This window comes from Kocuria sp. MNB10, from assembly GCF_054073685.1.
In genome coordinates, this window is record NZ_CM133411.1 from 365,229 (window position 1) to 379,698 (window position 14,470).

The window sequence follows — 14,470 nt, forward strand, 5'->3', positions numbered from 1 at the left end:
CCATGGTACGGGGCGCGTGAGCGTCAGCGGCGCATGATCCTGCGCGCGAGCCAGTTGCCGAAGAACTGCACGAGCTGGACCAGGATGATGATCACGATCACCGCGGCCCACGTGACCTGGTCGTTGAAGCGCTGATAGCCCAGGCGCAACGCGAAGTCACCCAGACCACCGGCGCCGATCGCACCGGCCATCGCGGACATGTCCGTGATGCCGATGACCAGGAACGTGTACCCCAGCACGAGCGGGCCGAGCGCCTCCGGCAGGATCACCGTGGTGATGATCTTCCAGCGCGAGACCCCCATGGACCGCGCGGCCTCGATCACCCCGGGATCCACCGTCATGAGGTTCTGCTCCACGATGCGGGCCACCGCGAACGTAGCGCCGATGGTCATGGTGAAGATCGCGGCGTTGGGGCCCAGGCGCGTGCCCACGACCGATTCCGTGACCTGACCCAGGGCGGCCAGCAGGATGATGAACGGGATGGGACGCACGAAGTTCACCAGGAGGTTCAGCGCGGTGAACAGTGGACCGTTCTCCAGGATGCTGCCCCGCCGGGTCACGTAGAGCCCCATGCCCACGGCCAGGCCGATGAGCCCGGCCAGCACGAGGGTCACGGAGACCATATACAGCGTCTGCCCGGTTGCGTCCAGCAACTGCGGGCCCAGAGCAGACCACTCCATCACTCACTCACCTCCCGCACCGTGGTGACGGCGCGCAGACTCTCGACGGCGCGGTCCACGGACTCGTCCGAACCGGTCAGGGACAGCGTGAGCGTTCCGAAGGACTGTGATTGCAGGATGGAGATCCCCCCGAAGGCGATGTTGAAGCTGACACCGTCACGGGCGGCGTCCGAGAGCACGTCCCCGATCCGGTTCTGGTCGGTGACGTCCACCAGCACGAGCCGCCCGGGGTGTTCCCGGCGCAGCTTCTCGATCTCGTCCGCGCGCGGCACGGTGCGCATGACCGAGGAGACGAACTTGCGCGTGGTCTGCGCCCGCGGGTGGGCGAAGACCTCCGCGGTGGTCCCGGTCTCCACCACACGACCGCTGTCCATCACGGCCACGCGGTCCGCGGTGGCCCGCACCACGTCCATCTCGTGGGTGATCAGTACGATGGTGATCCCCAGCTCACGGTTGACGCGCTTGAGCAGACCCAGGACCTCCTGGGTGGTCTCCGGGTCCAACGCCGAGGTGGACTCGTCCGCGAGCAGCAGTTCGGGATTGCTCGCGAGCGCGCGGGCGATCCCCACGCGCTGCTTCTGACCACCCGAGAGCTGCTCGGGGTAGTTCCCGGCGCGCTCGGTCAAGCCCACGAACTCCAACAGTTCCGCGACCCGCGCCTTGCGTTCCTCGGGCTTCCACCCGGCACGCTTGAGCGGGTAATCGATGTTGCCCGCCACTGTGCGTGACGTGAACAGGTTGAACTGCTGGAAGATCATCCCGATCTTGCGGCGGATGGGCGCCAGCTGGGATTCGCTGCGCCCGTCCACACGGTTACCGGCGACCTCGAGCGTCCCGGACGAAATGGGTTCCAGGCCGTTGATCAGCCGCACGAGGGTGGACTTGCCCGCCCCCGAGTAGCCGATCACCGCGAAGATCTCACCGCGGCGGATGTCCAGGTCCACGGAGTCCACCGCGGTCACGGTGCGCGGGCGGCGTTTGGACCCCGTGACGAAGACCTTGCTCACGTCCCGGAAACTGACCAGGGTGTCCGCCGTGGCGGACGGGCTCACTTGGTCTGCTCCTTGAGGTCCTGCGAGTAGCGGGCCAGCAAGTCCTTGAGCTCCTGCTGGTCCACCTTGGTGGGCACCGCGGTGCCCTTGGTCTCGGTCTTCTCCGCGTCCTGGACCTTGTCGTCGTAGTAGAAGCTCGCGACCTTCTTCAGGGTCTCGTTGTCCGCGTTCGCCTCGGTCGCGGCGAAGAGGTTGTCGTACACCTTGGCACTGTCCGCGGTGGGATCGTCCTGAGCCAGCGCGGACTTGGGATCGATGTTCGCGCGGTCCAGGAAGTCGTTGTTGACCACGGAGGCGGCCACGGAGTCCATGGACAGCACGGTCTGCTCGGCGGAGACCGGGCGGACCGTGACCTTGGACTTGGCGGTGTCGATGTCCTGCTCGGTGGGGGCGATCGTGTCCTTGGTGAACTCCACGAGACCCTGCTGGTGCAAGAGGTTCAGGGCGCGGGACAGGTTGATCGAGTCGTTCGGCACGGCGATCTCGTCACCCTGCTTGAAGTCACCCACGGATTTCACGCTCTTGGAGTACAGCCCCAGCGGGAAGATGGACGTGGAGCCCACGGGAGTGATGGTGTCCCCGGCGTTGTTGTTGTAATCGGCGAGGTACGCGATGTGCTGGAACCAGTTCATGTCGATGTCACCGCTCTTCAGAGCGGGGTTCGGCTGGCTGTAGTCACTGAAGTCCACGTACTCGACCGTGATGTCGTTGTCCGCGGCGACCTGCTTCAACGCTTCCTGCACAGGGGTCGAGCCCACGATCCCGACGGTGATCTTGCCGTCCGCGGCCGGGTCCGAGTTGTCGGAGCCGCCGCCGCACGCGGTGAGGGTGAGGCCCAGGGTGGTGGCCAACACGACGGGAATCAAACGCTTGGTTCGCATGATCATGCCTTTCCAGGGGTCTGTGACGGGGACTCGCGGGGCGAACAGTCCCCCCTGGATGAGGGCACAGGGACGGGTACGTGCTGATTTCCGGGGAACCGCACTTGCCGTGATCTGTTGCAACCGCGACCGGATGGTCATCTGGGGCACCCCGCTACGGGAGAGGGTTGCCGTCCGGCCAGCCAGAGCTACGCGCCGGATCTCGTCATCCACCCGGAATTCTAGCATGGCCCTGCCATGGGCCGACGACCGCCGGAAGGGCCCTATGCCATCCCGGCGATACGTTCGTCCGCGCGGGCCCGGGCCCACTCCTCCGCCCCCAGGACGTCCTCAAGGGTGGGCCGCGTGACGCCGTCGTGATCCTCCAGCACACGCTCGACCATGTCCACGATCTGCGTGAAGCCGAGCGCCCCGCGGTGGAACGCGTGCACGGCCTGCTCGTTGGCGGCGTTGAACACCGCGGGCCACGTCCCGCCGCGCGAACCCGCGTGCTTCATGAGCTCCACGGCGGGGAACACCTGCGAATCGAGCGGTTCGAACGTCCACTGTGCGGCCCGGGTCCAGTCGCACCCCGCGGCGGCACCGGTCACGCGGTGGGGCCAGCCGATTCCGAGCGCGATGGGCAGGCGCATGTCCGGCGGGGACGCCTGCGCCAGGGTGGATCCGTCCACGAACTCCACCATGGAGTGCACGACCGATTGCGGATGCACCGTGACGTCGATCCGGTCCAGGGGGACGTCGAACAGTAGGCTCGCCTCGAGCACCTCCAGTGCCTTGTTGACCATGGTCGCGGAGTTCGTGGTGACCATGACCCCCATGTCCCACGTGGGGTGCTGCAGGGCCTGTTCGGGTGTCACGCGCGTGAGCTGCTCGCGCGTCATGCCGCGGAACGGTCCGCCGGACGCCGTGAGCACGAGCCGGCGCACCTCGGAGGCCGTCCCGGAGCGCAGGGCCTGGGCGATCGCCGAGTGTTCGGAGTCCACGGGGATCAGCGCGTCCTCGAGGCCCGTGTCCGCCGCGGCGCGCAGGACGAGCGGACCGCCCGCGATCAGCGATTCCTTGTTCGCGAGCGCCACCCGCCGACCCGCTCCCAGCGCCGCCAGGGTGGGCGCGAGCCCGATGCTCCCGGTGATTCCGTTCAGCACGAGGTCCGCACCCTCCCACTGCGCGATCCGCGCGGCGGCGTCCGGCCCGTGCAGGACCTCGGGTGCCGCCGACGACGACGACGCACGCGCCCGGTCCGCGATCAGCTCACGCAACCGGGCGGCGTCGTCCGCCGTACCGCTCGTGCCCACTGCTCGGACCCCGTACGCCACGGCCTGCTGGGCGAGCAGCTCGAGGTGACCCGCGCCCGCGGCGAGCGCCACGACCTCGAAGGGCTCGTGGGTGGCATCCGAGACGGGCCGGCGCAGCCCCGCGGCCTGGGACACGACGTCGAGGGCCTGCGTCCCGATGGATCCCGTGGATCCGAGGATCACGAGGCGGCGGGGGGCCTGCCGGGTGGCGCGGTCGAAGTCGGGGGTCATGACGGGCGACGAGTTCATCTGCCCAGTATCGCGTGTGCGACGCCCATGATGGTCATCCCGGGCACGCAACAAGGGCGCCACCCGGAGGTTACGCCCTTGTCGGGAGGGTCCGCTCAGGACCCGCGTGGGATTCAGCGACGGCGGCCGACGATGGCGCCGTAGATGAGCAGCACGATGATCGCGCCGATCACGGCGGTAATGATCGTGCCGGGGTGGTACCACGCATCAATGCTACCGATGCCGATGAGGCTTCCCAGCCAGCCGCCCAGGAAGGCCCCCACGATGCCGAGGATGATGGTGACGATGATCCCGCCACCCTGCTTGCCCGGAAGGATCAGCTTGGCGAGCGCGCCGGCGATCAGACCGAGGATGATCCAGCTAATGATGCCCATTTCTCCACCTCTGGTTCTCGTTGTGCGCGTTTGCGGTGTTCCGCAACCGCACGTGGTCAGCGAACTGGTTCACAGTGTAGTACCAGACACCAACGCTACACGGGCCGCCGCGTCCGAATGAAACCGGACACGGCGGCCCGTGTCAAGGGGCGGTGAACCAGGTCAGTGCGAGACTGCCCTCTCCGCTCCCACTCCCGTGAGGGAACGCACTTCCATCTCGGACTGCTTGCGCGGGTCCTCCGGCCGGCGCTCGCTGAGCGAGCCCAGGAAACCGAGCAGGAAGGACGCCGGGATCGAGATGATGCCGGGGTTGGACAGCGGGTAGAACGCGAAGTCCGCGCCGGGGATCATGGAGGTCTCCGATCCGGACATCACCGGGGAGAAGATAATGAGCACCACGGAGATGATCAGCCCGCCGTACATGGACAATACCGCGCCGCGCGTGGTGAAGCGCTTCCAGTAGAGCGAGTAGAGGATGGTGGGCAGATTGGCGGAGGCCGCCACCGCGAAGGCGAGGGCCACGAGGAACGCCACGTTTTGACCCTGCGCGCCAATGCCGCCGGCGACCGAGATCAGGCCGATGACCACCACGGTGGTCTTGGCCACCCGCAGTTCCTGACGCGGGTCCGAGGTGCCCTTCTTGATCACGGACGTGTAGATGTCGTGTGCGAATGACGCGGAGGCCGTGATGGCCAGACCGGCGACCACGGCGAGGATCGTGGCGAACGCGACCGCCGCAATCAGACCCATGAGGATGGACCCGCCGAGTTCGTACGCGAGCAACGGAGCCGCCGAGTTCACACCACCAGGCGCGCCCTTGATCCGGTCCGCACCGATCAGCGCGGCCGCACCGAACCCGAGCACCAGGGTGAAGAGGTAGAACAGGCCGATCAGAGTGATCGCCCAAACCACGGACTTGCGGGCCTCCTTGGCGGTGGGCACCGTGTAGAAGCGCATGAGCACGTGCGGCAGGCCGGCGGCACCCAGGACGAGGGCCAGACCCAGCGAGATGAAGTCCAGCTTGGAGATCTCGCTCACGCCGTACTTCAGCCCGGGATCGAGCATCGCGGGGTTGTTGTTCGTCTCCACGGCCGCGCCGAGCATGGTCGAGAAATTGAACCCGAACAAGGCCAGGATCCACACGGTCATCACGGCCACGCCGGATACGAGCAGGCACGCCTTGATGATTTGCACCCATGTGGTGCCCTTCATGCCGCCCACGAGCACGTAGACGATCATGATGACGCCCACGATCACGATCACCAGGGACTGCCCGGCCCGGGAGCCGATCCCCAGCAGCAGGGACACTAGGGCCCCCGCCCCGGCCATTTGCGCCAGGAGGTAGAAGAACGTCACGGCCAGGGTTGAGATGGACGCCGCGACCCGCACGGGCCTCTGCCGCAATCGGAACGACAGCACGTCCGCCATGGTGAACTTGCCGGTGTTGCGCAGCGGCTCGGCGATCAGTAGCAGGGCCACGAGCCACGCGACGAAGAAGCCGATCGAGTACAGGAACCCGTCGTAGCCCTGCAGGGCGATCGCGCCCACGATACCCAGGAACGACGCCGCGGAGAGGTAGTCACCCGCGATGGCCAGACCGTTCTGGGTCCCGGAGAACGAGCGCCCACCCGCGTAGTAGTCCGCGGCTGTGGCGGTGGACTTGGACGCCCGGATCACGACCACGAGCGTCACGAGCACGAACGCCAGGAAGATCGAGATATTGATCGCGGGGTTGCCCACGGTGGACGTGGCGGCCTCCGCCAGGTGCACCGCGGGTGTCGAGAGGGCGGGGACGGCGATCATGGCCGGGCCTCCTGGTGGTCGTCGGCCCGGTGGCCGGAAGTGGATTCGAGGTCCTCACGCAACGCGGTGGCCTGCGGATCGAGCTTGCGGTTGGCGAAGCTCACGTACGCGGCGGTGATCCCGAATGTGGTGACGAACTGCAGCAGACCCAGGATCAGACCCAGGTTGACGTTGCCCACGACCCGCGTGGACATGAAGCCCGGCGCGTAGATGGCGAGGACCACATAGAGCAGGTACCAGACCAGGAACGCGATGGCCAGGGGGAAGACGAAGGATCGGTGGGTCGAGCGCAGCCGTTGGAACTCGTGCGAACGCTGGACCGCGGGGAAGTCGATGCCCTGGGTTGCCGCGGAACCGTTGGGGTCGACAGGGGGCGTGGACGCCATGTGTGCCTCCTTGTGTGATGATCACCACAGTACGCACTGTGTATCCAATGACACAAGACATGCCCGTCACAACGTCGAAAAACCCCTGAAATCCGCGGTTTGGTTAGCCCACCTTATAATTTTGATCGATCTGTGTATACATTCGGCGTCATGGCGCGCCGCTACGGCCGCATGGCCAGGACGAACTCCACGGCCCGGTCCAGGAACGCGTCCACCTGTTGTTCCTCGTAGCTGCGCTGACCCTGGGCGGATCGAAAGACCGCCGTCCTCACGAGCCGCGGGTCCACCTCGGGTTCACCGCGCAACGCGTCCATGAGCCGGTCGCACAGCACGTCCACGTCCGCCGCCGCGTAACCCAGCGTGCGGTGCGAACTCGGCCGGCGGAAGCGTTCACCGTGCGGGCGGTTGAGCCGCCCCAGCAACAGCCCGGCCAACAGCTCCAGGTGCTCCTCCCAGCGCCGGGCGCCGTGCTCGGCCACGAACGCGGCCTTCTCCCGCGCGAACAGCTCGTCCTCCACGGCGTCCAGATGGGCGTCCACCGCTCCGGGGTCGTAACCGCCCTTGACGCGGTCGAACACGCGCTCGCGCACCTGCCGGCTGCCCAGCCGACGACGCCGCTGCGCCGCCTCCGCGCTCTCGGGTTCACGGTCCGCGTCGGTCGCCCCGGCGGTGTCCGCGGACGCAGCAGAGTCCTCGGCGGTGACGGGGTCCGTGACATCGGCCGGGTCAACGACCGGCTCAGCGACCGTCCCGGGGCCCGCGACCGGGTCCGCGTGGCCACCGGGGGCGGGCGGCGTCGTCGTATGCATGACCGCGGCGAGGCGGTCCAGGAAGTCGTCCACCTGGGCGGGGTCGTAACCCCAGGCCCGCTCGCCGAGGCGATCGAAACGTTGCTGAGTAGTCATACCCGCCCTTTCGCGGCCGGGACGCAACCCGCGAGGGGCGGCGTCCGTGCGTCCCGGGCGCGCGGGCGGTCGGCCCGCGACCGCGTCACCCCAGGACGGTGAACAGTTCGAAGATCACGTAGCCGGTGATCACGGCGAAGACGATGGAGTCGATGCGATCCATCACTCCGCCGTGACCAGGCAGCAGGGTCCCCATGTCCTTGATCCCGATCTCCCGCTTGATCATGGACTCGGAGAAGTCGCCCACGGTGGCCACGACGACGATCGCGACCGCCAGGACCGCGCCCTGCCACCACGGCATCTCCACGAGGAAAAGCGCGCACAGCACGCCCACGACCACGGCACCGCCCACGGATCCGGCGAAACCCTCCCACGACTTCTTGGGAGAGATCTTGCGGGCCATGGGGTGTTTGCCCCATACGACCCCCACCGCGTAGCCGAAGGTATCGGAGCTGACGGCCAGCAGGATGATCGTGAGGACCTTGTGGGGGCCGTCCGGGGAGTGGTAGAGCAGCACCGCCGTACTCAGCAGGAACGAGGCCCACACGAGCGCGAACACCGAGCCCATGATGGACAGCATCATCCCCTGCTTGGGCCCGAAGGCCCGCCACACCACCACGAGCGTCACGGCGAGCACGAGCGCCATGGACAGCGCCTCCGCCCCGCCGAAGAACGCCGCGAGCGGCATGAGCACCGCTGCGATCACCGCGGGGACCTGCGGGATCTGCACGCCCTTGTAGGTCAGTGACCGCGCGATCTCCCACACCCCGATACCCGCCGCGGTCCCGGCCAGCAGGGCCAGTACGAGCGGGACGAAGAACAGTCCCGTGACGAGCGCGCCGATGAGCACGACGGCCACGGCCACGGCGGCCGGGAGGTTACGGCCCGCCCGCGAGGGGGCCTTGTGCTCGGTGCTGCGCTGTAAGGGGCGGGTGAGGACCTGCCGCAGCGAGCCCGTGGTGACCAGGGGGTCGTGCGCCCGCCCCTGCTCCCCCGCCGGGGCGGGAGACGGCGGGCGGGTGTCGCGGTGCGGGGAGCCGGGGGAATCAGCCGATGCCATCAGGCGCCGAGCAGTTCGGCTTCCTTGTTCTTAAGCAGATCGTCGATCTGGTCGATGTGTTTCTTGGTCGCAGCGTCCAGGTCCTTCTCGCCGCGCTTGCCGTCGTCCTCGCCGACCTCGCCGTCCTTGACGAGCTTCTCGATGGCCTCCTTAGCGTGGCGGCGCACGTTGCGCACGGACACCCGGCCCTCTTCCGCCTTGTTCGAGACGATCTTCACGTACTCCTTGCGGCGCTCCTCGGTGAGCTCGGGCATGACCACGCGAATCACGTTGCCGTCGTTGGCGGGGTTCGCGCCGATGTCCGAGTCCCGCAGGGCCTTCTCGATGTCGTTGAGAGCGCTGCGGTCGTAGGGGGTGATCAGCAGGGTGCGGGCCTCGGGGGTCTGGAACGACGCGAGCTGCTGCAGCGGGGTGGGCGTGCCGTAGTACTCCACGAGCAGGCTCGAGAACAGGGCCGGGTTGGCCCGGCCGGTACGAACCGTGGAGAAGTCCGTCTTGGCGGCGTCCACCGCCTTACCCATCTTGGTCGTGGCATCCGAGAGGACATCTGAAATCACGGGTGTTTCTCCTTATGAGCTGGCCGGCCGGCGGTACTGACGCCGGTGGCGACGGTTCGTTCTCCCCACTCTAACGGGCAGGGGGCGGCTGGTCGCGCGATGCGACGGCCCGCGAGACCTTACGGGGTGACCAGGGTCCCGATCTCCTCGCCCAGCACCGCGCGGGTCACGTTGCCCGCGCCCTCCATGCCGAACACGCGCATGGTCACGTTGTTGTCGCGGCACAGCGCGAACGCGGTCTGGTCCATCACGCGGATGTCCCGCGCGATTGCCTGGTCGTATGTGAGGCTCGCGAGACGCTGCGCGTCCGGGTCCTTACGCGGGTCCGCGGTGTAGACGCCGTCCACACCGTTCTTGGCCATGAGGACCTCGCTCGCGTGCACCTCCAGGGCGCGCTGCGCGGCCACGGTGTCCGTGGAGAAGTAGGGCAGGCCCGCACCCGCACCGAAGATCACCACGCGGTCCTTCTCCATGTGGCGGATCGCACGGCGGGGGATGTAGGTCTCCGCGACCTGCTCCATCTTGATGGCGGACTGCACGCGCGTGTCCACGCCGCACTGCTCCAGGAAGTCCTGCAGCGCCAGGCAGTTCATCACGGTGCCCAGCATGCCCATGTAGTCGGCGCGCGAACGGTCCATCCCGGCCTGGGAGAGCTCCGCGCCGCGGAAGAAGTTGCCGCCACCGACCACCACGGAGGTCTCCACGCGGCCCACGGTCGCGGCGATCTGTTCGGCGATCTCACGCACCACCGAGGTGTCCACGCCCACGCTGCCGCCACCGAAGACCTCGCCCGAGAGCTTGAGCAGGACCCTGCGACGTGCCGGTTCGGTGCGCCGCAGCTGCCGGTCCCCGCCGAGGGCCTCGTCCTGGGGTTCCGATTCGATGATGCTGGGCATGGATCCTCCCGGGGGCCGATTCGTGGTCATGAGGCGGCCCGCCCGTGGCAGACCGCCCTCCAGCATACAGAAGCGGCGGGGCACCCCCGGTCCCCCAGTGGTGCCCCGCCGCTTCAGTGCGGGACGCGCGACGGTCTCCCGTCGAGACGTCGCTGTGGGCCTCACGTGCTCGGCGCACGCGGGACCCCGCGAACGGGTGCTCAGGCCCCCACGCGGAACCGCGCGAACGCGGTGGCGGTGGCGCCGGCCTCGGACAGCACCTGGCCCACGGACTTCTTGGCGTCCTTGGCGAAGTCTTGGTCCACGAGCACGACGTCCTTGTAGTAGCCCTTCAGGCGACCCTGGACGATGTTCGGGATGATCTTCTCGGGCTTGCCCTCGTTGCGAGCGGTTTCCTCCGCGACGCGCTTCTCGTTCTCCACGGTCTCCGCGGGGACGTCCTCCTCGGAGAGGAAGGACGGGGACATCGCGGCGATGTGCACGGCAACGTCGTGCGCGGCGGTCTCGGCGTCAGCACCGGACACGGCCAGCAGGACACCCACCTGGGCGGGCAGATCCTTGGAGGTCTTGTGCAGGTACACGGCCACGTGATCACCGGCGACACGGGCCACACGACGCACGACGACCTTCTCGCCCAACAGCGCACCGGTCTCGGTCACGAGATCGGAGATGGTCTTGCCGTCCGCCTGGGCGGCCAGCAGGGACTCGAGGTCCGCGGCGTCGGAGGCCACGGCGGCGTCGAGCACCTTGTTGCCGAACTCCACGAACGGGGCAGACTTGGCCACGAAGTCGGTCTCGGAGTTGACCTCGACCATGTAGCCCACGTTGTTCTCGGTGCGGGCCACAATGATGCCCTCGGCGGTCGAGCGACCCTCGCGCTTGGTCACACCCTTGAGGCCCTTGACGCGGATGATCTCCTGGGCCTTCTGGGCGTCACCGTCGGCCTCGTCCAGGGCCTTCTTGACGTCCAGCATCCCGGCACCCGTGCGCTCGCGCAGGGCCTTGATGTCGGCAGCGGTGTAGTTCGCCATGTGAACTCCTCTGTTGTCGGTTCGTCCGTGCCGGGCGCCTCAGGACGTCCGGAACGGTTCCGGTCACCACGATGGGTCACCGGGAAGAATGGAAGGTGAACTCGCTCACCGGCCTCACTCGGCGGCGGGGGCGTCCTTCTGCTCGGTCTCGGCGGGCTGCTCGGCGGCGGGCGCGGCCTGCTCGGCCGGGGCCGCCTGCTCGGCGGTCTGCTCGTTGTGCTGTTCCAGCAGCTCGCGCTCCCACTCGGCCATGGGCTCCTCGGCGGCGTTGGACTTGCCGTTGTTGCGCTCCATGAGGCCCTCGGCCACGGCGTCGGCGATCACGCGGGTGAGCAGTGAGACGGAGCGGATGGAGTCGTCGTTACCCGGGATCGGGAACGCGACCTCGTCCGGATCGCAGTTGGTGTCGAGGATCGCGACGATCGGCACGCCGAGCTTCTGCGCCTCGTCCACCGCGAGATGCTCCTTCTTGGTGTCCACGATCCAGACCAGGGACGGGGTCTTGGTGAGGTTGCGGATGCCGCCGAGCGTGCGCTCCAGCTTCTCCTTCTCGCGGCGCAGCAGCAGCAATTCCTTCTTGGTGTACTGCGAGCCCGCGACGTCGTCGAAGTCGACCTCTTCCAGTTCCTTCATGCGGTCGATCCGCTTGGAGACCGTCTGGAAGTTGGTGAGCATGCCACCGAGCCAACGGTGGTTCACGTAGGGCATGCCCACGCGGGTCGCCTGCTCGGCGATCGCTTCCTGCGCCTGCTTCTTGGTGCCGACGAAGAGGATGGTTCCGCCGTGGGCCACGGTCGACTTGACGGCCTCGTAGGCCTTGTCGATGAAGCCCAGCGACTGCTGCAGGTCGATGATGTAGATGCCGTTGCGCTCGGTGAAGATGAAGCGCTTCATCTTCGGGTTCCAGCGACGGGTCTGGTGGCCGAAGTGGACGCCGTTGTCGAGCATCTGGCGCATGGTAACGACAGGCATGTCGTCTCCTCATGAATAATGGACGGCCCGCGGGCCGTCTCGGTGTTTACGGTTGTCGACCGGCCGTGCCGGTCCCTGGCGCGATTCGTGAGTCCTACTCGTGGAGCAGGCTCCCGTGGTTCCATACCGCGACCACCCGGTAACCGGGGCCTCGGACCGAGGACCACGCACCCGGGCGGACCATGTCCGCCGTGGGTTCCCTCGCGCGCGAAGTCAGCCATCCCGCATTGGCGCGCACCCGCGAGCGGGCACGGTGAACCAATGGCAGAGTGACTGCACCCTGTAGGATACAGCATCGCGCGGCGTCCTCGCTCCACATCGGAGCGCCTCCCCGCCCCTTCGGACCGGGCTGCCGCACGCTGTCGTCATGTGTTCCTCCGGTCACGACGACGCCGCCCCACCCATTCCTCCTCGCCCACCCGTTCCAACGGTCCCACCCATTCCCGCGCACCCGCCGTTTCCCGCACGCCCACCCGGACGGTCCCCGCACCACGCCGTGTACTGCGCTGTGATGGCCGCGGTCCTCGCGCTTGGCTCGCTGCTGGCCCACCCCGCGGCGTGGGCCTCTCCCGACTGGGCCTGGCCCGTGTCCCCGCGCCCGTCGGTGAGCCGGCATTTCGAGGCTCCCGCACAGAAGTGGCTGCCCGGCCACCGGGGTGTGGATCTACACGCTCCCCCGGGCACACCCATATGTGCACCGCAGGACGGGGTCGTGAGTTTCGTGGGTGTCGTCGTGGACCGGGAGGTCCTCACGGTGGACCATGGCGAGGGGCACAAGTCCTCATTCGAGCCGGTGTCCTCGTCCGTGCGAGTGGGTGACCGGGTGACCCGGGGGCAGGTGATCGCCAACGTGGCCACTCCCGGCCACGGCCCGGGCGGGGATGCGGTGCACTGGGGTGTGCGGGAGAACGGGGAGTACGTGAACCCGTTGCAATTCGTGGCGGACCTGCGGCCGTCGGTGTTGTTGCCGGTCCCCGGTGAGTGAGACCACAGTGAGCCGGCGTGGCATGTCTTGTAGGGCGGGTGGGGCTTGAACCCACGACCAAAGGATTATGAGTCCTCTGCTCTGACCAGCTGAGCTACCGCCCCCTGTGCGACCGCGAACGGATGTCGAGGTCGCCGCCCTACGCTACCGCATGCGCGGCGTCGCAGGGCCCGTCACGACTCCGCGCCGGTGTAGAGCCGCTCGAACGTATCCAGTGTCTTGGCGAAGGAGTGGCGGGACACCATGTCCCGGCTGCGCTCGCCCATGGCCCGCCGCTGTTCGGGCGGGGCATCGAGGACCAGTTGCAGCTTGGTCGCGAGGTCCCCGGAATTGCCCGGGGAGAAGAGGTACCCGTTGCGCCCCTCGTCCGCGAGGTGGGGCAGCGCGCGGGCGTTGGCGAGCACCACGGGGGTCGAGGCGCTCATGGCCTCCAGCGTCACGAGGGACTGCAGTTCCGCTGTCCCGGGCTGGCAGAACACGTCCGCGCGGAGGTAGGCCGTGCGTAGCTGCTCGTCCGTGAGGAACCCCAGGAAGTGGACCCGGTCCGCGACACCGTGTTCGTGTGCGAGTTTCACGAGCCGGTCCAGCTGTTCCCCCTCCCCCACGATCTCGGCGTGAACGTTCTTCTCCCGCGGGATCAGGGCCACGGCCTCGATGAGTTCGTCCACGTTCTTCTCCACGGCCAGGCGTCCGCAGAACAGTACGATCGGGTGGTCCGGGTGCTCGATCTGCTCCCCCGCGGCGGCTTCGTAGTCACCGGCCTGGATCCCGTTGGACACCGCGATCGCCCGATCGGGGACACCGTTGTCGACCATGGTGCGCACCGCGAGCGGCGTGGGTGCGGTGATGACGTCGCAGCGGCCGTACACGCGGGCGATGTCCCACCACGAGACCTTGCGGTAGCCGCGCACGAACCACTGCGGGAACGGCAGGAACGGCTCGATGTTCTCGGGGACGAAGTGATTGGTCCCCACGACCCGGACACCACGGCGCACGGCCTCACGGACCACGAGCCGGCCCAGGATGTAGTGGCACTGGACGTGGACCACGTCCGGGCGGACGTCGTCGAACAACCGCGCGACCTCCCGCACGATCTCCCACGGGAAGCACAACCGGAAGTAGGGGTGGGTGAACGCGTGGTGGGAGCGGAACCGGTGCTCGGTCACCCCGGCGTCGTCCATGATCCGGGACGGGCCGCTCGTGGGCATGGGTGCTGCGACGTGGACCTCGTGACCCCGTTCCAGCATGCCGCGCGCGAGGCGGCGGGCGAACTGCGCGGAACCGTTGATGTCGGGCGGATAGGTCTCAGCGGTGATCAGTATTCTCAAGGCCTTGTGTTCCGTA

Annotated in this window: 15 protein-coding genes, 1 tRNA gene and 1 riboswitch; of the genes, 1 reads left to right on the forward strand and 15 read right to left on the reverse strand. The window is 67.9% G+C overall.

The genetic code is table 11. From position 1 onward, the window contains the following. Window positions 1-23: 23 nt before the first annotated feature. From ACW9PK_RS01605 to rpsB, 13 genes are all read right to left on the reverse strand, one after another. The gene (locus tag ACW9PK_RS01605; protein ID WP_035963525.1) at window positions 24-680 is read right to left on the reverse strand and encodes a methionine ABC transporter permease; all 657 of its coding nucleotides are present in this window, start codon (window positions 678-680) and stop codon (window positions 24-26) included. Next, window positions 680-1,732 carry a methionine ABC transporter ATP-binding protein gene (locus ACW9PK_RS01610; RefSeq protein ID WP_035963527.1) on the reverse strand — a complete coding sequence of 351 codons (1,053 nt, stop codon included), beginning with the start codon at window positions 1,730-1,732 and terminating at the stop codon, window positions 680-682. The genes ACW9PK_RS01605 and ACW9PK_RS01610 overlap by 1 nt, the downstream gene beginning before the upstream one ends. Next, complete coding sequence (locus ACW9PK_RS01615) at window positions 1,729-2,613, reverse strand: MetQ/NlpA family ABC transporter substrate-binding protein (protein ID WP_144998862.1); 885 nt, start codon at window positions 2,611-2,613, stop codon at window positions 1,729-1,731. Before ACW9PK_RS01615 ends, ACW9PK_RS01610 begins: the two co-directional genes overlap by 4 nt. Window positions 2,614-2,708: 95 nt before the next feature. After that, window positions 2,709-2,823: riboswitch (SAM riboswitch) on the reverse strand. Window positions 2,824-2,876: 53 nt separating this feature from the next. After that, the gene (gene dxr, locus ACW9PK_RS01620) at window positions 2,877-4,139 is read right to left on the reverse strand and encodes a 1-deoxy-D-xylulose-5-phosphate reductoisomerase (RefSeq protein ID WP_457017146.1); all 1,263 of its coding nucleotides are present in this window, start codon (window positions 4,137-4,139) and stop codon (window positions 2,877-2,879) included. Between the two features lie 131 nt (window positions 4,140-4,270). Then, the gene (locus tag ACW9PK_RS01625) at window positions 4,271-4,531 is read right to left on the reverse strand and encodes a GlsB/YeaQ/YmgE family stress response membrane protein (RefSeq protein WP_085106663.1); all 261 of its coding nucleotides are present in this window, start codon (window positions 4,529-4,531) and stop codon (window positions 4,271-4,273) included. Window positions 4,532-4,693: 162 nt separating this feature from the next. Beyond that, a complete protein-coding gene (locus ACW9PK_RS01630) occupies window positions 4,694-6,334 on the reverse strand; it encodes a solute symporter family protein (RefSeq protein WP_085106662.1) in 1,641 nt (546 codons plus the stop codon). Then, window positions 6,331-6,720: a DUF485 domain-containing protein gene (locus tag ACW9PK_RS01635; RefSeq protein ID WP_457016307.1), complete on the reverse strand. Its 390-nt coding sequence runs from the start codon at window positions 6,718-6,720 to the stop codon at window positions 6,331-6,333. Before ACW9PK_RS01635 ends, ACW9PK_RS01630 begins: the two co-directional genes overlap by 4 nt. Before the next feature lie 161 nt (window positions 6,721-6,881). Beyond that, entirely contained in the window at window positions 6,882-7,625 is a 744-nt protein-coding gene (locus ACW9PK_RS01640) for a DivIVA domain-containing protein (RefSeq protein WP_286739363.1), read from the reverse strand. Between the two features lie 85 nt (window positions 7,626-7,710). Further along, entirely contained in the window at window positions 7,711-8,685 is a 975-nt protein-coding gene (locus ACW9PK_RS01645; RefSeq protein WP_313362343.1) for a phosphatidate cytidylyltransferase, read from the reverse strand. Beyond that, window positions 8,685-9,242: a ribosome recycling factor gene (frr, locus tag ACW9PK_RS01650; protein ID WP_035963538.1), complete on the reverse strand. Its 558-nt coding sequence runs from the start codon at window positions 9,240-9,242 to the stop codon at window positions 8,685-8,687. Before frr ends, ACW9PK_RS01645 begins: the two co-directional genes overlap by 1 nt. A 119-nt stretch (window positions 9,243-9,361) precedes the next feature. After that, window positions 9,362-10,138, reverse strand: a complete 777-nt coding sequence (gene pyrH / locus ACW9PK_RS01655) for a UMP kinase (RefSeq protein WP_064845980.1) — start codon at window positions 10,136-10,138, stop codon at window positions 9,362-9,364. Window positions 10,139-10,338: 200 nt separating this feature from the next. Then, on the reverse strand, window positions 10,339-11,169 hold the full coding sequence (tsf, locus tag ACW9PK_RS01660) for a translation elongation factor Ts (protein WP_064846724.1): 831 nt from the start codon (window positions 11,167-11,169) through the stop codon (window positions 10,339-10,341). A gap of 114 nt (window positions 11,170-11,283) precedes the next feature. Continuing rightward, window positions 11,284-12,141: a 30S ribosomal protein S2 gene (rpsB, locus tag ACW9PK_RS01665; RefSeq protein WP_064846725.1), complete on the reverse strand. Its 858-nt coding sequence runs from the start codon at window positions 12,139-12,141 to the stop codon at window positions 11,284-11,286. Between the two features lie 511 nt (window positions 12,142-12,652). Here rpsB and ACW9PK_RS01670 point away from each other — a divergent pair. Further along, window positions 12,653-13,126: a M23 family metallopeptidase gene (locus tag ACW9PK_RS01670; RefSeq protein WP_457016308.1), complete on the forward strand. Its 474-nt coding sequence runs from the start codon at window positions 12,653-12,655 to the stop codon at window positions 13,124-13,126. Window positions 13,127-13,156: 30 nt separating this feature from the next. On the opposite strand, the gene ACW9PK_RS01675 is transcribed toward ACW9PK_RS01670, so the two are convergent. Further along, window positions 13,157-13,230: transfer RNA gene (locus ACW9PK_RS01675), tRNA-Ile, on the reverse strand. Window positions 13,231-13,299: 69 nt separating this feature from the next. Then, the gene (locus ACW9PK_RS01680) at window positions 13,300-14,454 is read right to left on the reverse strand and encodes a glycosyltransferase (RefSeq protein WP_085106655.1); all 1,155 of its coding nucleotides are present in this window, start codon (window positions 14,452-14,454) and stop codon (window positions 13,300-13,302) included. Window positions 14,455-14,470 lie beyond the last annotated feature (16 nt).